At 68.6% G+C, this 17,193-nt stretch carries 20 protein-coding genes and 1 tRNA gene; 16 read left to right on the forward strand and 5 right to left on the reverse strand.

Features of this window, described 5'->3' with window-relative positions; translation table 11 throughout:
- Nucleotides 1-32: 32 nt before the first annotated feature.
- The 3 genes from CAP40_RS06445 (at nt 33) to CAP40_RS06455 (ending at nt 1,803) form a co-directional block, all read left to right on the forward strand.
- Nucleotides 33-815: a SapC family protein gene (locus CAP40_RS06445; RefSeq protein ID WP_086128581.1), complete on the forward strand. Its 783-nt coding sequence runs from the start codon at nt 33-35 to the stop codon at nt 813-815.
- A 2-nt stretch (nt 816-817) separates the two neighbouring features.
- A complete protein-coding gene (locus CAP40_RS06450; protein ID WP_306298548.1) occupies nt 818-1,363 on the forward strand; it encodes a cytochrome b in 546 nt (181 codons plus the stop codon).
- Nucleotides 1,364-1,572: 209 nt separating this feature from the next.
- The gene (locus CAP40_RS06455; RefSeq protein ID WP_086128583.1) at nt 1,573-1,803 is read left to right on the forward strand and encodes a hypothetical protein; all 231 of its coding nucleotides are present in this window, start codon (nt 1,573-1,575) and stop codon (nt 1,801-1,803) included.
- A gap of 6 nt (nt 1,804-1,809) precedes the next feature.
- Here CAP40_RS06455 and CAP40_RS06460 read toward each other — a convergent pair whose 3' ends face one another.
- The gene (locus tag CAP40_RS06460) at nt 1,810-2,694 is read right to left on the reverse strand and encodes an N-formylglutamate amidohydrolase (RefSeq protein ID WP_086128584.1); all 885 of its coding nucleotides are present in this window, start codon (nt 2,692-2,694) and stop codon (nt 1,810-1,812) included.
- A 75-nt stretch (nt 2,695-2,769) separates the two neighbouring features.
- On the opposite strand from CAP40_RS06460, the gene cpdR reads away from it, so the two are divergent.
- From cpdR to CAP40_RS06475, 3 genes are all read left to right on the forward strand, one after another.
- Complete coding sequence (gene cpdR / locus CAP40_RS06465; RefSeq protein WP_086128585.1) at nt 2,770-3,144, forward strand: cell cycle two-component system response regulator CpdR; 375 nt, start codon at nt 2,770-2,772, stop codon at nt 3,142-3,144.
- A gap of 106 nt (nt 3,145-3,250) precedes the next feature.
- Nucleotides 3,251-3,325, forward strand: a tRNA-Val gene (locus CAP40_RS06470).
- Between the two features lie 46 nt (nt 3,326-3,371).
- Nucleotides 3,372-4,235, forward strand: coding sequence for a trans-aconitate 2-methyltransferase (locus CAP40_RS06475; protein WP_086128586.1), 864 nt, complete (start codon nt 3,372-3,374; stop codon nt 4,233-4,235).
- Here the strand turns inward: CAP40_RS06475 and CAP40_RS06480 are convergent.
- The gene (locus CAP40_RS06480) at nt 4,232-5,539 is read right to left on the reverse strand and encodes a methyl-accepting chemotaxis protein (protein WP_086128587.1); all 1,308 of its coding nucleotides are present in this window, start codon (nt 5,537-5,539) and stop codon (nt 4,232-4,234) included. The genes CAP40_RS06475 and CAP40_RS06480 overlap by 4 nt on opposite strands.
- Nucleotides 5,540-5,696: 157 nt before the next feature.
- Here CAP40_RS06480 and CAP40_RS06485 point away from each other — a divergent pair, with 157 nt between their 5' ends.
- The 3 genes from CAP40_RS06485 to CAP40_RS06495 all read left to right on the forward strand — a co-directional run bounded on the left by CAP40_RS06485 (nt 5,697) and on the right by CAP40_RS06495 (nt 8,507).
- Nucleotides 5,697-6,317 carry an ABC transporter ATP-binding protein gene (locus CAP40_RS06485; RefSeq protein WP_086128588.1) on the forward strand — a complete coding sequence of 207 codons (621 nt, stop codon included), beginning with the start codon at nt 5,697-5,699 and terminating at the stop codon, nt 6,315-6,317.
- Between the two features lie 101 nt (nt 6,318-6,418).
- Nucleotides 6,419-7,939 carry a CoA-acylating methylmalonate-semialdehyde dehydrogenase gene (locus tag CAP40_RS06490; protein WP_086128589.1) on the forward strand — a complete coding sequence of 507 codons (1,521 nt, stop codon included), beginning with the start codon at nt 6,419-6,421 and terminating at the stop codon, nt 7,937-7,939.
- 4 nt (nt 7,940-7,943) lie between these two features.
- Entirely contained in the window at nt 7,944-8,507 is a 564-nt protein-coding gene (locus CAP40_RS06495; protein ID WP_086128590.1) for a hypothetical protein, read from the forward strand.
- Here the strand turns inward: CAP40_RS06495 and CAP40_RS06500 are convergent.
- Together CAP40_RS06500 and CAP40_RS06505 are read right to left on the reverse strand one after the other, a co-directional pair.
- Nucleotides 8,411-9,229, reverse strand: coding sequence for a sterol desaturase family protein (locus CAP40_RS06500; protein ID WP_256924055.1), 819 nt, complete (start codon nt 9,227-9,229; stop codon nt 8,411-8,413). The two genes, CAP40_RS06495 and CAP40_RS06500, sit on opposite strands and share 97 nt — an antisense overlap.
- 93 nt (nt 9,230-9,322) lie before the next feature.
- Nucleotides 9,323-10,363: a helix-turn-helix domain-containing protein gene (locus CAP40_RS06505; RefSeq protein ID WP_218822115.1), complete on the reverse strand. Its 1,041-nt coding sequence runs from the start codon at nt 10,361-10,363 to the stop codon at nt 9,323-9,325.
- Between the two features lie 83 nt (nt 10,364-10,446).
- Here CAP40_RS06505 and CAP40_RS06510 point away from each other — a divergent pair, with 83 nt between their 5' ends.
- Both CAP40_RS06510 and CAP40_RS06515 read left to right on the forward strand, forming a co-directional pair.
- A complete protein-coding gene (locus CAP40_RS06510; RefSeq protein WP_086128592.1) occupies nt 10,447-11,445 on the forward strand; it encodes a polysaccharide deacetylase family protein in 999 nt (332 codons plus the stop codon).
- Nucleotides 11,446-11,647: 202 nt separating this feature from the next.
- Nucleotides 11,648-12,790, forward strand: a complete 1,143-nt coding sequence (locus CAP40_RS06515) for an acyl-CoA dehydrogenase family protein (RefSeq protein WP_086128593.1) — start codon at nt 11,648-11,650, stop codon at nt 12,788-12,790.
- Between the two features lie 8 nt (nt 12,791-12,798).
- Here CAP40_RS06515 and CAP40_RS06520 read toward each other — a convergent pair whose 3' ends face one another.
- Nucleotides 12,799-13,005: a cold shock domain-containing protein gene (locus CAP40_RS06520; protein ID WP_086128594.1), complete on the reverse strand. Its 207-nt coding sequence runs from the start codon at nt 13,003-13,005 to the stop codon at nt 12,799-12,801.
- Between the two features lie 73 nt (nt 13,006-13,078).
- On the opposite strand from CAP40_RS06520, the gene CAP40_RS06525 reads away from it, so the two are divergent.
- The 5 genes from CAP40_RS06525 to CAP40_RS06545 all read left to right on the forward strand — a co-directional run bounded on the left by CAP40_RS06525 (nt 13,079) and on the right by CAP40_RS06545 (nt 17,161).
- Nucleotides 13,079-14,119: an enoyl-CoA hydratase/isomerase family protein gene (locus CAP40_RS06525; protein ID WP_086128595.1), complete on the forward strand. Its 1,041-nt coding sequence runs from the start codon at nt 13,079-13,081 to the stop codon at nt 14,117-14,119.
- Complete coding sequence (locus CAP40_RS06530; protein WP_179187955.1) at nt 14,119-14,472, forward strand: hypothetical protein; 354 nt, start codon at nt 14,119-14,121, stop codon at nt 14,470-14,472. The genes CAP40_RS06525 and CAP40_RS06530 overlap by 1 nt, the downstream gene beginning before the upstream one ends.
- Entirely contained in the window at nt 14,473-15,246 is a 774-nt protein-coding gene (locus CAP40_RS06535) for an enoyl-CoA hydratase (protein WP_086128596.1), read from the forward strand.
- A 38-nt stretch (nt 15,247-15,284) separates the two neighbouring features.
- The gene (gene mmsB / locus CAP40_RS06540) at nt 15,285-16,160 is read left to right on the forward strand and encodes a 3-hydroxyisobutyrate dehydrogenase (RefSeq protein ID WP_086128597.1); all 876 of its coding nucleotides are present in this window, start codon (nt 15,285-15,287) and stop codon (nt 16,158-16,160) included.
- Nucleotides 16,161-16,225: 65 nt separating this feature from the next.
- Complete coding sequence (locus tag CAP40_RS06545) at nt 16,226-17,161, forward strand: right-handed parallel beta-helix repeat-containing protein (protein WP_086128598.1); 936 nt, start codon at nt 16,226-16,228, stop codon at nt 17,159-17,161.
- The last annotated feature ends 32 nt before the right edge of the window (nt 17,162-17,193 follow it).

A 17,193-nucleotide genomic window follows, 5' to 3' on the forward strand; every position in this document is an offset into this window, starting at 1 on the left:
CATCAGCATTTTTAGTTCCCAGGAGATTTAGGATGGCTTCCGCCCCGCAGCAGTCGCTGCCTCTGTTCTACAACGAGCTTGAGCCGCTCTCGAGCCAGCAGCACGCCGATTTCAAGATTCGCGCCGCCGACAAGGCGCCGTTCCTCGCCAAGCAGCATGCGGTGCCGGTCACCGTCGAGGAATTCCCGCTGGTGCAGCGCTTCATGCCGATCGTCTTCTCGCAGGGCGAGGAGCCGGTACCGCTGGCGCTGATGGGCCTGAACGAGGGCGTCAACACCTTCTTCGACGAGGATGGCACGCTCAACGAGACGAACTTCTACGTCCCGGCCTATATCCGCCGCTATCCCTATCTGCTGGCGCGTCTTCGCCCGGACAGCGACGAGCTGTCGCTCTGCTTCGATCCGACCTCGGACACGGTCGGCGCGTTCGACGAGGGCGAGGCCCTGTTCGTCGACGGCCAGCCGAGCGACACCACCAAGAACATCCTGCAGTTCAACGAGCAGTTCGAGCAGGCCGGCGCCCGTACCGGCCAGTTCATGCAGGAGCTCAAGGAGCTCGACCTGCTGATCGACGGCGAAGTGACGATCCAGCCGGACGGCGCCGCCCAGCCCTTCGTCTATCGCGGCTTCATGATGGTCGACGAGAACAAGCTCAACGAGATGCGTGGCGACCAGCTGCGCAAGATCGTGCAGAACGGCATGCTGCCGCTCATCTACGCGCATCTCTTCTCGCTTGGCCTGATGCGCGACATCTTCGGCCGCCAGCTGCGCCAGGGCAAGATGCCCGAGCCGCAGCTCGTCCAGCCGAACGCCTGACCGTGACGGCGCGCGGCGATCGATACAGCCGGGGGGCGATCGCGTTCCACTGGTCGATCGCCGCGCTCGTCCTGTTCAACCTCATCGTCGGCCTGTTCCACGACGCGATGCCGCGGGCGTGGGGCATGATGCCGATCCACAAGTCGGTCGGCATCGCCGTGCTGGTGCTCACGCTGGGCCGGATCGGCTGGCGGCTCACGCACAAGCCGCCGCACCTGCCCGAGTTGCTGCCGGCCTGGGAGAAGGCGACGGCGCATACGGTCCACTTCATCCTCTATGCGCTGCTGCTGGTCCTGCCGATCAGCGGCTGGCTGCTCTCCTCCAATCCCGAGCGTCCGCGCCCGATCAACTGGTTCGGGCTGTTCAAGATTCCCGTGCTGCCCGCCACGCCGGGCATCGCCCATAACGCGCACGAGGCGCACGAGCTGCTCGGCTATCTGATGGCGGCGCTGGTGGTGATCCACATCGCCGCGGCGCTGCGGCACCATTTCATCCTGCGCGACCGGGTGCTGGTGCGCATGCTTCCGGGGGCGGGCCGGCGCGGCTGATCGCGCGCTGAAAACGGTTTCCCGCGACCCCTTGAACTATCCGACCTCTCACTTATATTTGCTGTGTACGGCGTCGTGTCCCCCCTTTCGCGAGGCCGTACGGCACGCCTTCGGGCGTGTCTCCTCCCTGAACCTTGGCCACCTCGTGGGTAACCACGAGGTGGTTTTTTATGTGCCGCCTTGCCGCCGGCCCATGGTAGGAATCGGGCATGGACTGGTTCTGGAAATGGTTCTGGCTCTGGCCGTCGCTGCTGGGGTGTCTCGTGTTTGGGCAAGGTGTGGTTGCGGTCGTCCGGCATCGTGTCCTGGTGTTTCGCAACCCCGATCCCGATGCGGCAATCTACCGGGAGTATGAGCCGGGCCTCTATTGGCTGCTGGTGATGGCGCATTTCCTGATGGCCGGCCTGTTTTTCTGGATGGCCGGGTCAATGGTTCCCTGACCGGCGCTATTCCGCTGCGATCGCCCCCGGCAGCGCTTCGTCCGCCACGGCGTCGATGATGTCGCGCAGCAGCCGCACCGCCGTCGCCAGTCCCGGGCCCGGCTGGTCGAGCGCCGGATCGAGATAGAGCGCGCGGTCGAACTCGAGCTGGATCGCGTGCACGCCGCGGCGCGGATCGCCGTGCCGCTCCAGGATGTGGCCGCCCGAATAAGGCGTGTTGGCCATGGTGCGGATGCCGTGCGCGCGCGCCACGCCTTCGATCCGCCCAAGGAAACGTCCCGCCGCCGACTTGCCGAACCGGTCGCCCGGCACCAGTCGCGCCGCCGCCGCCGGATTGCCGAGCGGCGGCATCGAATGGACGTCGAGCAGCACCGCCACGCCGAAGCGCGCCCGCGCCGAAGCCAGCGCCGCGGCGATCGCGGCATGCCAGGGCCGGTGGTCGGCATGGATGCGCTGCTGCACTTCGTCGGCGCTCAGCCGGCGCTGCCAGATGTCGCCCGCATTTCCCACCCGGCGCGGCACCAGCCCCAGTCCGGAGCGCAGCTTGGCCGAAAGCGGCGCGCCATGCGGCCAGGCGCCGTCGTCGAGCCGCGGGTCGCGCTCGTGCTCGGCGCGGTTGAGGTCGATCCAGGCGCGCGGGCGGGTGGCGACGAACAGCGTCTCGTCGCGCCGGGCGGCCAGGGCGATCGCGTCGGCATGCCGGTCTTCCAGTCCCCGCAAAGCCGCCAGCGGCACGCGCAGCGCGGCGCGCAACGCGTCCGGATAGTCGCGCCCGGCATGCGGCACCGACAGGATCACGGGGCTTCGCGGCTCGGCGGCACCATGGCGGACGAAGGATTCTCCGGTCACGACGTCATGACTATGCGTGCCATCGCGCTGCCGCAATGGCATGGAATGGTATAAGGGCGGAAAATCTTAAGGGCTTCGGGTATAGGATGGGGTCCTGTTGATTTCGAGTGGGGGAACATGATCCGGATTCTGCTGGCCGAGGATGACCGCGTGATGCGGGAATACCTTACCCGGGCGCTCGAGCGTTCGGGCTATGCGGTCAGCGCGGTCGATCGCGGCACCGCGGCGATACCGCTGCTCGAGAGCGAGCGCTTCGACCTGCTGCTAACCGATATCGTGATGCCCGAGATGGACGGCATCGAGCTGGCCCAGAAGGCGAGCGAGATCGCGCCGGACATGCGGGTGATGTTCATCACCGGTTTCGCGGCGGTGACGCTCAAGGCGGGCAAGCAGGTGCCCCAGGCGCGGGTGCTCTCCAAGCCCTTCCATCTGCGCGACCTGGTGCTCGAGGTGGATCGGCTGTTCGAGGCGGAGAATGCCGGGTTCAATTGAGGTTTTCGATTCTGGCGGTGCCGGCTCGCAAAAACTGAAAAGCGTGCTTGCGCGGGTCTGTGTTGCCCGCTAAAGGCCCGCTTCCCGTTTCGGCCGACAGGCCAATGGGCGCGTAGCTCAGTGGTAGAGCACTGTGTTGACATCGCAGGGGTCGCAAGTTCAATCCTTGCCGCGCCCACCATATAGAAAAGCCGCCAGGTCACCGATCTGGCGGCTTTTTTGATGCCTTGCGCTGGCGTCGCGCCGCGCTTTGGCGCATCCTGGCCCGCATGCGGGAAAAGGCTTCGGAATATGATTGGGCGGGCGGCCGCGGCGCCCAGTGGCGCGACCAGCTCGACGGGATGGAAGCGATGCTCGCGCCGGTCGATGCGCCGTTCATCGCGGCGCTGGCACTGGATGCGCCCTGCCGCATCGCCGAGATCGCCTGTGGCGGCGGCGGCACGACGCGCGCCATCGCGGCGGCGGCGCCGGCCGGCAGCGACATCACCGGCTTCGACATTTCGCCCGACCTGGTCGCCGCCGCCACCGCGCGGGCGGGCACGGTGGCGCGCTTCGTCGAGGCCGATGTCGCGCGCTATCGGCCCGAGCGGCGGTTCGATCGGCTGGCCTCGCGCTTCGGGGTGATGTTCTTCGACGATCCGGCGGCGGCCTTCGCCAATCTGCGCCACTGGCTCGCGCCGGGCGGACGGCTGGCCTTCGCGGTCTGGGGGCCGGCGGCCGAAGTCGGCTTCATGGCGCAGATCCGCGCGGCGATCGCATCGGTGATCGAACTGCCGCCCGCGGATCCCGACGCGCCCGGTCCGGTCCGCTATGGCGACCCTGCCAGGCTGATCGCGCTGCTGGATGCCGCCGGTTTCCACGACGCCGCCAGCCATAGCTGGCACGGCGCGCTGCCCGTGCCCGCCACAACGCCTGAGGCTGCGGCCGATTTCCTGCTCGCCTCCTCGTCGACGGCGGCACCGTTGCTCGGCGCTCCGCCCGCCCAGCGCGAGGCGGCGCGCGCCAGCCTGGCCGAAGCCTGTGCGGGCCAGTGGAGGGACGACAGGGCCTGGATGCCGGTGCGGGTGGAGATCGTCACCGCCGCCGGTTAGGCGACGCGCAGTTCCGCCAGAAAGGCATGGACCTGGTCCGACAGGGCATCAGCGCCGAGATGGAGCCGGCCCGCCACGTCGCGCATCGCCCGTGCCTGGTCCGAGGCATCGCGCGACGTGCCGCCGATCGCCTCGACGTCGCGCTGGATGCCGGTGCTCGCATGCACTGCCTCGTCCACGTTGCGCGCGATCGTCCGCGTCGCTTCCTCCTGCCGGGCGACGGCGCTTTCCACCGCGTCGGCCAGCGTCGCCATCGCGCCGATCGCCTGCTCGACGCGGCTGTGCCCCGCGGCAACCTCGTCGATCCCGCCGCGGATCTCGCGGACATGCGCGGTGATCCGGTCGGCCGCGATGCCGGTCTGGGTGGAGAGCTGCTTCACTTCGTTCGCCACCACGGTGAAGCCGCGCCCCGCCTCGCCGGCGCGCGCCGCCTCGATCGTCGCGTTGAGCGCGAGCAGGTTCACCTGCCGGGCGATGTCGCTGATCAGCCCGATCACCGAATCGATCGACTGCGCCGAATGGAGCAGGTCGCGCGTCCGCGCGCTCCCGGTCTCCACCAGTTGCGAGACCGCCGCCGCCGCCTGGCGCGCGTCGCTGGTATTATGGGCGATCCCGGAGAGCGCGCCGGCCAGCTCGCGCCCGCGTGCGGCGATCTCCGCCATGTTGTCGCTCGTCTGCGAGGCGGCGGTCGCCACCGCCAGGGCACGGTCGCCCACGCCGCTCGCCCGGTCCGCCGTCAGCACCGCGCCATCCTCGAGCGCGGTCGAGAGCAGGCCCATGTCGCGCGACAGCGCCTCCACCTGCGCCTCGAAGCGCCGGCTCGCCGCCTCGATCCGCGCCGCACGCTCCACCTGGGCGCGCGCCGTCGCCACTTCGCGCTCGGCGGCGAGATGGACGAGCCGGCGGTTGTTCACCGTCGCCTGCACCCGGCCGCCCCGCGTCAGGATCATCCCCTCCGATCCGCCCGAGGCGCGGTAGCTCTCCATCAGCCGGCCGAGATCGTCGGTCATCTCCGCCACCGGGCAGGCGCGGACATAGCGCGACACCGCCGCGCCATAGGAGGGGTTGCGCATCAGCGCGTGGCCGAAGGGGTTGAGCAGCAGCCGCCGCACGTCCTTCTCGAAGATCGCACCGAGCGGGCGCTCGCGTTCGTCGACGATCGCGACCAGCCGCAGCTCGGGATCGCTGCCGAACAGCTCCGCCGCCCGCCACATCGTGTCGGTGAGCGTCAGCAACGGCGGACTGAGCTCGCGCTCGGTAAGCCAGGTGCCGCCTGGGGCGGGCGAGGGATCGGCCAAGGACATCCCCCGCCGGATAGGGGGCGGTTGGTAAATGCGCACTTAGCCCAGCGTTACAGTACCGAGACAAAGCGCATTTTTTCGCGGGTTGCGGCCGATTCTTCCCGAAAAACGCGCTGCGGACTGTAACCCGGTTGTCATCTGTCGATGCCTAGGGCGGGGAATGAAGCTCAGCATCGAGAATCTGGCCCTGAACCGGGGCGAGCGCCGCGTGCTCCAGGGCGTGGATGCGGTGCTCGTGCCGGGCAAGGTGACGGCGATTCTCGGCGCCGCCGGCGCGGGCAAGGTCCTGCTGTTGCGCGCGCTCGCCGGCCGTGCCGATGCCGATGCCGGCCATGTGCGGCTGGGCGGCAGGCTGATCGGCCGCCTGGGCCGGGCCGAGCGCGCCCGGGCGATCGTGCTGGTCGAGCGGGATCGCCGCCGCCTGCTCGGCCGGGGCCCCGCCGATCTCGCCGCCGCGCTGGCCGCCCGCCCCGGCTGGCTGCTGGCCGAGGATCCGCTGAGCGCGCTCGACCCGGCCGCGCAGCTCGCCCGGATCGTGCAGCTGCGCGCGGCCGCCGCGCAGGGGACGGGCATCGTCGTCACGCTCGCCGATCCGGTGCTGGCCGCGCGCGTGGCGGACGCGGTGCTGCTGCTCGGCGGCGGCGGCATGATCGCCTTTGGTGCGCCCGGTGAGGCGCTCGCCCATCAGCCGCTGCGCGCGGCGTTCGGCGTGGAGGTGATGATGATCGGCGACGCGCAGGGCCGGTTGCTCCCCGTGCCGATCGGCTGCGTCCCGGCCTGAGCTTTCCCATCGGCCGGCGCGTGACAGCGCCCGTCGCTTGTGCCACTGCGTAATTAAATTACACGAACGAGTCGGGCCGGCGGAGTCCGCAGGAGAGCGAAATGCGTAACATCGACCATGTCATTGTCGGCCATGATGGCGGCGCGGGCGCCCGTCAGGGCCCAACGGGCGAAGCCCGCACTGGAGACGTGTTCGACCCGAATACCGGCCAGGTCCAGGCCCGGGTCCAGCTCGGCACCCAGGCCGATCTCGACAAGGCGATCGCCGCCGCCCAGGCCGCGCAGCCCGGCTGGGCCGCGACCAACCCGCAACGCCGCGCCCGCGTGATGTTCGCGTTCAAGGCGCTGGTCGAGAAGAATATGGACGCGCTGGCGCACCTGCTCAGCTCCGAGCATGGCAAGGTGATCGCCGATGCCAAGGGCGACATCCAGCGCGGCCTGGAAGTGATCGAGTTCGCCTGCGGCATCCCGCACGTGCTGAAGGGCGAATACACCCAGGGCGCCGGCCCGGGCATCGACGTGTACAGCATGCGCCAGCCGCTCGGCATCGGTGCGGGCATCACGCCGTTCAACTTCCCGGCGATGATCCCGATGTGGATGTTCGGGGTCGCCATCGCCTGCGGCAACGCCTTCATCCTCAAGCCCAGCGAGCGCGATCCGTCGGTGCCGGTGCGCCTTGCGGAGCTGATGCGCGAGGCGGGCGCGCCCGAGGGCATCCTCCAGGTCGTGCACGGCGACAAGGAAATGGTCGATGCCATCCTGGATCATCCCGCGATCGCGGCGGTCAGCTTCGTCGGCTCGTCGGATATCGCGCACTATGTCTATCGCCGCGGCGTCGAGGCGGGGAAGCGCGTCCAGGCGATGGGCGGCGCGAAGAATCACGGCATCGTCATGCCCGATGCCGATCTCGACCAGGTGGTGGCGGACCTGTCCGGCGCTGCCTTCGGCTCGGCGGGCGAGCGTTGCATGGCGCTGCCGGTGGTCGTGCCGGTGGGCGACAAGACCGCCGATGCCCTGCGCGAGAAGCTGATCCCGGCGATCGAGGCACTGCGGGTCGGCGTGTCCACGGATGCCGAGGCGCATTACGGCCCGGTGGTGAACGCCGCGCACAAGCAGCGCGTCGAGAACTGGATCCAGACCGGCGTGGACGAAGGCGCGGAACTGGTGGTCGACGGGCGCGGCTTCCAGCTCCAGGGCCATGAGCAGGGCTTTTTCATCGGGCCGAGCCTGTTCGACCGAGTCACGCCCGAGATGCAGGCGTACAAGGAAGAGATTTTCGGACCCGTCCTCCAGATCGTCCGCGCGCCCGATTTCGAGACGGCGCTGCGGCTGCCGAGCGACCATCAATATGGCAACGGCGTCGCCATCTTCACGCGCAACGGCCATGCCGCGCGCGAATTCGCGGCGCGCGTCAATGTCGGCATGGTCGGCATCAACGTGCCGATCCCGGTGCCGGTCGCCTATCACACCTTTGGCGGCTGGAAGCGCTCGGCGTTCGGCGACACCAACCAGCACGGCATGGAAGGCGTGAAATTCTGGACCAAGGTGAAGACGATCACCCAGCGCTGGCCCGATGGCGGCGGCACCGGCGACAGCGCGTTCATCATCCCGACCATGGGGTGAGGGCATGGCGGGGACGATCGCGCTGGCCCTTCTCGTCCTGCCCTTTGCGCAGGGTGCCGAAGCACGGCCCGAGCGGTTGAAGGGGCCGCTCGCGATCTGCTTCAACTATAGCAGCTTCGATCTCCCCGCCGGCCAGATGCTCGACGATTTCAAGGCGGGGACCGAGACGATGCGTGCCCGGGTCAAGGGGCGCGGCGCGGGCTATGAGATCGTCGAGAGCGAGCTTTGGGAGATGCCCGCGGATCGCGGCACGCTCGTCGCGACCTATGGCGACACCCATATCTATCGTCTCGGCGATGAGCGGGGCGCCGCCTATGCCGTCGATGGTCCCGCGCGCTTCTTCCGGGGCGAGGAACGGCGGATCGTCCGGTTGCAGGGGCGGGTCTTCGCCGGCGACGCGCGCGACGCGGCGATATATTCGCGCTTCCGCATCGTCGATCCCGCCACCGCGCCGTGCAAGCATCGCTTCGTCTATGGCTGGGACGCGATGTCATGGGACGCGGCGGAGGCCGGAGATCGGCCGGCGCCGAACCATGGCCGCGCCGCCGCCGCGAAGGCTTCGTGGTAGCGCGGGTGCTCGGTGCCCATCCAGCGATCCCACCAGGTGAAGTAGAGCCCGAAATTATGTCCGCCGCCGCTATGGTGCAGGTCATGATGCGTCGCCGTGGTCAGCCAGGCGGTGAGCGGGAAGCGCGTGAATCCCGGCGGCATCAGCTCGTGCCCCGAATGGCCCAGCACGTTGCGGCCGATCTGGTGGAGCAGGAAGGCGAGCACCACGACCGCGTGCATCGGCACGAACAGCAGGAAGAGCGGCAGGAACATGCCCTCCAGCACGCCCTCGATCGGCGCGAAGCTATAGGCTGCCCAGGGCGTGGGCGTGCGCGACTTGTGATGGGTCAGGTGCGCGCGGCGGAACATCGCCCGGGTGTGGAGCCCGCGGTGCATCCAGTAGAAATAGGCGTCGTGGACGACCACGATGGCCACGAACTCCAGCACCGCCTGCCACCAGGGCGGGGCGGCGAAGGCGAGATGGATGATCCCCGCCTGGTTCATCGCCAGCGTGGCGATGCTCCACAGCGCGAAGATGCCGACCGACAGCAGCGAATGGCCGAGCTCGCGGGCCCGGTCGCCCCGGGCGGGGGCGCGCTTCTGGATGCGCCGGGCCGCGGTCCAGCGTGCGCCGGCCCAGAGGATGGCGGTCATCCCGCCGGCGGCGACGAGATAGCGGGCCAGTTCGACGGCGAAGCTGTGCGCGCCGTGCGCGGCGAGCGGTACGATCCAATGCTGCATGTCGCATCCTCGAAAGCGGATGCCGATTTGCTAGGCTGCGGCGCCGCGCCGGTCCCGCTGCGCCCGGAAAATGCCGCGCATTTCCGGAATCGATCAGCCTTTTTCGGGATCGAGGATCGCCGCGCGCCGATATTCGCTGGGGCTGGTGCCCGTGGCGTCGCGAAAGGCGCGGTTGAACGGGGCGAGGCTGCCATAGCCCAGGTCCATCGCCAGGGTGAGCACCGGCAGGTCCACCCTGGCCGGGTCGCTCAGCCAGGCCCTGGCATCGGCGATGCGGTGCGAATTGAGGAAGTCCGAGAAGTTGCGATAGCCCAGCCGCTGGTTGATCAGCGCGCGCAGCCGATGCTCGGGGACGCCCAGCTTGCCGGCGAGCACGCCGATGCCCAGCCCGGGCTCGCGGTGGACATGGGCGGCCATCGCCGCGTCGAGCTTCTGCTTGAGCACATGCTCGGCCGGCGACAGCGGGGCCCGGGCGGGCGGCGGCGCGGTCTTGTCGAACAGCAGCTCGGCATTGGTGGTGAGCATCGCGGCGCCGAACGCCAGGATCGCGATCAGCGCGGTGCCCGACTGGAGCAACATCAGCCAGATGTCGGTGCGCAGCAGGTCGTACACGCTTTCCACCACCACGATGCCCAGCGTCTGCACGCCCACCACGATCACGAAGCCCAGCCGGAACATGCGGCGCTTCTCGAGCAGGTCGTCGCCGCGATTGGCGATGGCGATGACGATGGCATGCACCGCGAGCAGGAAGGCGATGCCGTGCTGCACCGCGCCCGCCGCCACCGGCATCCGGTGGGTGACGTACAGCGCATGGGTGAAGAGCAGCCAGTCGATCAGCGTCACCCCCAGGGCAAGCGCGAACAGGCGCCTGTCGACGGGCCGCTCGAAGATCAGATGGGCGAACACCCACAGCGCCAGCGGGGCGTTGAGCGAGAAGAGCTGGATCACCGGCCAGGCCGCCGAGCGCCACAGCTGCAAGGCGGGCGAAACGATCGCGAGATAGGCCGCCACGCACACCAGCAGCGCGATCGTCGCCCGGCGGATCGGGGCCGGCGCGCCGCTGCGGCCCGCCACCAGCGCCATCAGCAGCAGCTGGCCCACCCCCATCAGCCGCATCGCCGTATCGATAAGCAACAGCCGCTCCATGCGCAGCCTTATGGCGCCGCCCTTCGCCAGCGTCTATTGGCGGGAATGGCTGGAACCGGGGGAGAGGGGCGATGACCGGGTTGCGCTTCGTGCTCAAGGCGATGATCGCCTGCATCGCGCTGGCGATGGTGGTGCCGGGCAAGCGCACGATCAGCGTGATCGCGTCGACGCCGCCCCAGGCGGCCAAGCGCATCGCGCTCAGTTTCGACGACGTGCCGCGCGGCCGCGGCGCGTTCCTCACGCCCGACGAGCGCACCGCCCGCCTGGTCGAGACCTTTCGCTCGCGCCACGTCCCCCAGCCGGTCTTCTTCCTCAATCCCAACCGGATCGTCCATTTCGGCGACGGGATCGACGCACCGAAGCGCATCGCCGCCTATGTCGCGGCCGGCGGGGTGCTGGGCAACCACACCAACACGCATTTGAAGCTGTCCAAGGTCGCGGCGGAGACTTTCCTCGCCGATATCGATCGCGCCCAGGCCTATCTGAAGACGCAGGGCAAGGCGTATCGTCCCTGGCTGCGCTTCCCCTATCTGGACGAGGGCGGGCCCGACAAGGCGAAGCGCGATGCCGTCCGCGCCGGGCTGGCCGCGCGCGGGATGATGAACGGCTATGCGACGATCGACGGCTCGGACTGGAATATGGAAGGCCAGGCCATCGCCGCGCGCAAGGCGGGCAAGGCCGTCGACATGGACGCGCTGCGCGACCTTTATGTCGAGACGCACGTCCAGTCCGCCGATTTCGGCGACGAACTGGCCCGCCGCGCGCTCGGCCGCTCGCCGGCGCACGTCCTGCTGCTGCACGAGACCGACATGGCGGGCCTGTTCCTGGGCGACCTGATCGACGCGCTGCGCCAGGACGGCTGGGAGATCATCGGCGCGGACGAGGCCTATGCCGATCCGATCCACCGCGAGCGCCCGGACGTCGCCTGGACGGCGGGCACGATGATCGAGCAGCTCGCCTGGGAGAAGAAGCTCGCCAAGCCGCGCTGGTACGAGCGCAACGACGTGAAGGTCGCCAATGCGCTCTTCGCCGAGCGCGTGCTGCACGAGAAGCCGGGGGCGGGGAAATGACGCCGCGCATGCGCCGGCTATGTTCCCCTCCCTGGAAGGGAGGGGTTAGGGGTGGGTCCCGTCCGGGCAATACGGACGGCCTATCTCCCGCTTTGCCGTATCGCGCGCAAACGCCCACCCCCGACCCCTCGCTTCCAGGGAGGGGAGTGCAGATGTCGACTTTCTCATCGCCGGCGCGTTTCTCCGGCCCAAGGACCCAGCCATGACCCAGTTCGAACTCACCGACGACCAGCGTGCCATCCAGGATATGGCCCGGAAATTCACCGCCGATGCGATCACCCCGCATGCGGCCGAATGGGACGAGAAGCACATCTTCCCGCGCGACACGATCCGGGCGGCGGCGGAGCTGGGCTTCGCCTCGATCTATGTCTCGGAAGAGAGCGGCGGCATCGGCCTGGGCCGGCTCGAGGCGGCGCTGATCATGGAGGCGATGGCCTATGGCTGCCCCTCCACCAGCGCCTTCATCTCGATCCACAACATGGCGAGTTGGATGATCGACCGTTTCGGCAGCCAGGCGGTCAAGGACAGATATCTGCCCTCGCTGATCACGATGGAACGGATCGCCTCCTATTGTCTCACCGAGCCGAGCTCGGGCTCGGACGCCGCCGCGCTCAAGACGCGCGCAGTGCTGGACGGCGACCATTATGTCGTCAACGGCTCGAAGCAGTTCATCTCGGGCGCGGGCGAGAACGAGATCTATGTCACCATGGTCCGCACCGGCGAGGAGGGACCCAAGGGCATTTCGTGCCTGGTGATCGAAAAGGACATGCCCGGCGTCGGCTTCGGCGCGAACGAGCGCAAGCTGGGCTGGCATTCGCAGCCTACCCGCCAGGTAACCTTCGACAATGTCCGGGTGCCGGTGGAAAATCGTATCGGGGGCGAAGGCGAGGGCTTTCGGTTCGCCATGATGGGCCTGGACGGCGGCCGGCTGAACATCGGCGCCTGCTCGCTCGGCGGCGCCCAGCGCTGCCTCGACGAGGCGGTGCAATATACCAAGGATCGCCAGCAGTTTGGCAAGCCGATCGCGGATTTCCAGAACACCCAGTTCGTCCTGGCCGACATGGCGACCGAGCTGGAGGCGGCGCGCGCGCTGCTCTATCTCGCCGCCGCCAAGGTGACATCGGGCGCGCCGGACAAGACCAAATTCGCGGCCATGGCCAAGCGGCTGGCGACCGACACGGGCAGTTCGGTGGTCGATCGCGCGCTTCAGCTGCACGGTGGCTATGGCTATCTGATGGACTATCCGATCGAGCGCTTCTGGCGCGACCTGCGTGTCCATTCGATTCTCGAGGGCACCAACCAGGTGATGCGCATGATCGTCGGCCGCGAGCTCACCCGCCAATGAGCCCTGCGTCAGATGGGGCGGACCATGATGGCCTCCAGCCCCTGCGAGCCCATCCTGGCTTCGAATTCCAGGCGCTGACCCTCGGCGAGCTGCGCGAGGCCCGCCGCGTGCAGCGTCGCGAGACGCACGATCACGTCCTCCTTGCTCCCGTCGTGCGTGATGAAGCCGATGCCCTTGTGCATGTTGTACCACTTCGTCGTGCCGGTTCCGGTCATGGCGTGTCGCTCCCTCGTGTCGCGGCGAGGCTATGGCCCCGCGTGCGGGTGGGCAATCTGATGAAGGACGAAAATGGACGCTGAAGTCATCCTCCAGATCGAAGGCAAGGCGGGCCGCATCCGGCTCAACCGCCCCAAGGCGATCCATGCGCTCAACACCGGCATGTGCCGCGCGATGCTCGATGCGCTGACGGCGTGGCGGAACGATCCCGCGGTGGAGATCGTGCTGATCGATCATGCCGAGGGGCGTGGTTTCTGCGCCGGCGGCGACATCCGGATGATCGCGACGAGCGGCGCCGGCGACGGCAGCCAGGCACGCGACTTCTTCCGCGTCGAGTACCAGCTCAACCACGCGCTGTTCACCTATGGCAAGCCGATCGTCGCGTTCATGGACGGCATCACCATGGGTGGCGGCGTCGGCATCTCGCAGCCGGCGCGCTACCGGGTGGCGACGGAGAACACGCGATTCGCCATGCCCGAGACCGGCATCGGCCTGTTCCCGGACGTGGGCGGCGGCTGGTATCTCTCGCGCCTGCCGGGGAAGATCGGCGAGTCTCTGGCGCTGACCGGCCACCGGCTCGACGGCGCCGAGTGCCTCGCGCTCGGCCTCGCCACCCATTATCTGCCCGCCGCCGCGCTCGACGGGGCCAAGGCGCGCATCGCCGCCGATCCGGCATCGGTCGAATCGGTTCTCGCCGAGCTGTCGATCCCGGCGCCCGACGCGAAGATACGCGCCTTCCAGGACATCATCGACCGGCTCTTCGCCGCCGATACGGTGGAAGGCGTGTTCGCCGCGCTCGCGGCGGATGGCGGCGAATGGGCCGCCGCCCAGCTCGCGACGCTCCGCACCAAATCGCCCCAGTCGATGAAGGTCTCGCTCCGCCTCGTCCGCGAGGGCCGGTCGAGGGACAGCTTCGCCGCGGAGATGGCGCAGGAATTCGCGATCGGCGGCCGCGTTGCCCGGAGCCATGACTTTATCGAGGGCGTCCGCGCGCTGATCGTCGACAAGGACAATGCGCCGCAATGGAACCCTGCTACGCTCGAAGGCGTCAGCGATGCGATGGTCGATGCGATCTTCGCGCCGCTGCCGGCCGATCAGCAATGGGAGCCCTGATGCGCTACGCCACCCCCGCCGATTTCTACCATGCCGTCAAACGCGCCTGGAGCGCCGAGACGATCGCGGACGCCTTCGATCCGGCCAATCCGTGCCGCAACCAGTGCGCGGTGACGGCGCTCGCCACCCAGCGTGCGTTCGGCGGGGAGATCTTCAAGACTGCCACCAAGGGTGGCACCCATTTCTACAACCGGATCGACGGACGCTATTGGGACCTTGCGACCGATCAGTTCGACGAGCCGATCCCCTATGACAATAGCCCCAGCTCGATCGAGGAAGCCCATGAGCATGCGACTCCCGCGCAGCTCGCCGCGCTCCTCGCCAATCTCGAACGCCTGCCCCAGGAGGCCTGAATGACCTACGAAACCATCCTCGTCGAGCAGCGCGGCGCCGCCACGCTGATCACGCTGAACCGTCCCCAGGCGCTCAACGCGCTGAACAGCCAGGTTCTGTCCGAGCTGCTCGACGCGATGAAGGCGTTCGACGCCGATCCGTCGCAGGGCTGCGCGGTGATCACCGGCAGCGAGAAGGCCTTTGCGGCCGGGGCGGACATTAAGGAGATGCAGGCCCAGGGCTTTGCCGACATGTACGGCCACGACTTCTTCGCCGGCTGGGATGCGTTCACGCGCACCCGCAAGCCGATCATCGCCGCGGTTGCGGGCTATGCGCTGGGCGGCGGCTGCGAGCTGGCGATGATGTGCGACTTCATCCTGGCGGCGGACAGTGCCAAATTCGGCCAGCCCGAGATCAAGCTCGCCGTCTCGCCCGGCATGGGCGGCTCGCAGCGGCTCACCCGCGCCGTCGGCAAGGCCAAGGCGATGGAAATGTGCCTCACCGGCCGGATGATGGACGCCCAGGAAGCCGAGCGCGCCGGGCTGGCCAGCCGCATCCTGCCGGCCGCCGAACTGGTCGAGGAAGCGGTGAAGACCGCGCAAGCGATCGCCGCGATGGCGCCGCTGGCGGTGCTGGCCAACAAGGAGATGGTCAACGCGGCCTATGAGACCAGCCTGGCCCAGGGCGTGCAGTTCGAGCGCCGGCTGTTCCACGCGCTGTTCGGCACCGCCGACCAGAAGGAAGGCATGACGGCGTTCGTCGAGAAGCGCCCGGGGAACTGGACCGGGAAGTAAGCGATACCTGACCCCCGATAAGAAGAGAGGAAGACCAAGTGGCACGCGTAGCATTTATCGGCCTGGGCCATATGGGCGGCGGCATGGCGGCGAACCTGGCCAAGGCGGGGCATGACGTCCGCGCCTTCGATCTCTCGCAGGACGCGCTCGATCGCGCGAAGGCCGCGGGTTGCCTGCCCGCCGCCAGCGCCGCCGAGGCGATCGCGGGCGCCGAGGCGGTGATCACCATGCTGCCGGCGGGCAGGCATGTGGAGGCCGTCTATACCGACACGCTGCTCGACAACGCCTCGCCCGGTGCAATCCTGATCGATTGCTCGACGATCGACGTCGACACGGCCCGCCGCATGGTGCAGGCGGCCACCGAGCGCGGGCTGATGGCGGTCGACGCGCCGGTCTCGGGCGGCATCGCCGCGGCCAATGCCGGCACGCTCACCTTCATGGTCGGCGGCACCGAGCAGGCGTTCGGCCGGGCGGAGCCCTTCCTGGCGGACATGGGCAAGGCCGTGATCCATGCCGGCGCCAGCGGTGCGGGCCAAGGGGCCAAGATCTGCAACAACATGATCCTGGGCGCGACGATGATCGCCACGTGCGAGGCTTTCGCCCTGGCCGAGAAGCTGGGGCTCGACGCCCAGCGCTTCTACGACATCGCCTCGGTCAGTTCGGGCCAGAGCTGGTCGATGACGAGCTATTGCCCGGTCCCCGGCGTCGGCCCCGAAAGCCCGGCCGACCGCGACTATCAGGGCGGCTTCGCGGCGCCGCTGATGCTGAAGGACCTGAAGCTGGCGCTGGAGGCGGCGGCGAGCGTCGGCGCTAACGTGCCGATGGGCACGCGCGCGGAGGAACTCTACCAGGCATTCGTCGACGGCGACGGCGCCGGGCTCGATTTCTCGGGGATCATCAAGACGCTGCGGTAACGCAATTCCTCCCCGAGACGAGCTCGGGGAGGAATTTTAACGCCTGCGGTCCTATCGAAGGGGCCATGCGCCTGCCCATTCTCTCGGCCATTGCCCTGATCGCCGCGCCCGCCGCCGCCCAGCAGCAGCGCGCGCCCTTCGTCGTTGCCGAGACCGGCCAGGGCTTCGCGCATCTGGACGATGCGGTGAACGCCGTGCGCGACGGCACCGCGACGATCCTGATCGCGCCCGGCACCTATCGCGAATGCACGGTCCAGACCGGGGGCAGGATCACCTTCAAGGCAGTCCAGCCCGGCACCGCGATCTTCGAGAGCCAGACCTGCGAGGAAAAGGCCGCCTTCGTGCTGCGTGGCCGGGGCTCGGCGGTGGACGGCATCGTCTTTCGCGGCTTTTCGGTGCCCGACGGCAATGGCGCCGGCATCCGCATCGAGATGGGCGACCTCACCGTCACCAATTCGATGTTCCTCGACAGCCAGGAAGGCATACTCGGCGGCGGCCACGAGACGGTGCGCCGCATCACCATCGACCACACGACTTTCGCCGGCCTCGGCCAGTGCGAGACCGAGAATTGCAGCCATGCGATCTATCTCGCGGTGGACGGCGACGTGGTCGTCACCAATTCGCGTTTCGAGCGCGGCACCGGCGGTCATTACGTCAAGCTGCGCGCCCGCCGGGTGACGATCACCGGCAACAGCTTCGACGACAGCCGGGGCAACAAGACCAACTACATGATCGACCTGTCCGAGGGCGGCACCGGCCTGATCGCCGGCAACACCTTCGTCCAGGGGCCGCGCAAGGAGAACAGCTCCGCCCTGATCGTGGTCGCGGCGGAGGGGCGCACCTATCCGAGCACGGGCCTGCGCATCGAAGCCAACACCGCCACCATGGCGCCCGGCGCGCCGGGCAATCCCGCCTTCGTCGCGGACTTTACCGGCCAGCTCGGCACGCTCGGCCAGAACGATCTCGGCCCCGGCATCCGCATCTTCGAGCGGCGGCGGTAACTCCCTCTACCCGCTTGCGGGGAGAGGGAGAA

The organism is Sphingomonas sp. IBVSS2, from assembly GCF_002127225.1.
Taxonomy (GTDB): domain Bacteria; phylum Pseudomonadota; class Alphaproteobacteria; order Sphingomonadales; family Sphingomonadaceae; genus Sphingomonas.

Coding starts and splice junctions, on each gene's coding strand:
- CAP40_RS06445 (WP_086128581.1), top strand. CDS start 33: ATGGCTTCCGCCCCGCAGCAGTCGCTGCCTCTGTTCTACAACGAGCTT.
- CAP40_RS06455 (WP_086128583.1), top strand. CDS start 1,573: ATGGACTGGTTCTGGAAATGGTTCTGGCTCTGGCCGTCGCTGCTGGGG.
- CAP40_RS06460 (WP_086128584.1), bottom strand. CDS start 2,694: ATGCCATTGCGGCAGCGCGATGGCACGCATAGTCATGACGTCGTGACC.
- cpdR (WP_086128585.1), top strand. CDS start 2,770: ATGATCCGGATTCTGCTGGCCGAGGATGACCGCGTGATGCGGGAATAC.
- CAP40_RS06480 (WP_086128587.1), bottom strand. CDS start 5,539: ATGTCCTTGGCCGATCCCTCGCCCGCCCCAGGCGGCACCTGGCTTACC.
- CAP40_RS06485 (WP_086128588.1), top strand. CDS start 5,697: ATGAAGCTCAGCATCGAGAATCTGGCCCTGAACCGGGGCGAGCGCCGC.
- CAP40_RS06490 (WP_086128589.1), top strand. CDS start 6,419: ATGCGTAACATCGACCATGTCATTGTCGGCCATGATGGCGGCGCGGGC.
- CAP40_RS06495 (WP_086128590.1), top strand. CDS start 7,944: ATGGCGGGGACGATCGCGCTGGCCCTTCTCGTCCTGCCCTTTGCGCAG.
- CAP40_RS06500 (WP_256924055.1), bottom strand. CDS start 9,229: ATGCAGCATTGGATCGTACCGCTCGCCGCGCACGGCGCGCACAGCTTC.
- CAP40_RS06510 (WP_086128592.1), top strand. CDS start 10,447: ATGACCGGGTTGCGCTTCGTGCTCAAGGCGATGATCGCCTGCATCGCG.
- CAP40_RS06515 (WP_086128593.1), top strand. CDS start 11,648: ATGACCCAGTTCGAACTCACCGACGACCAGCGTGCCATCCAGGATATG.
- CAP40_RS06520 (WP_086128594.1), bottom strand. CDS start 13,005: ATGACCGGAACCGGCACGACGAAGTGGTACAACATGCACAAGGGCATC.
- CAP40_RS06525 (WP_086128595.1), top strand. CDS start 13,079: ATGGACGCTGAAGTCATCCTCCAGATCGAAGGCAAGGCGGGCCGCATC.
- CAP40_RS06530 (WP_179187955.1), top strand. CDS start 14,119: ATGCGCTACGCCACCCCCGCCGATTTCTACCATGCCGTCAAACGCGCC.
- CAP40_RS06535 (WP_086128596.1), top strand. CDS start 14,473: ATGACCTACGAAACCATCCTCGTCGAGCAGCGCGGCGCCGCCACGCTG.
- CAP40_RS06545 (WP_086128598.1), top strand. CDS start 16,226: ATGCGCCTGCCCATTCTCTCGGCCATTGCCCTGATCGCCGCGCCCGCC.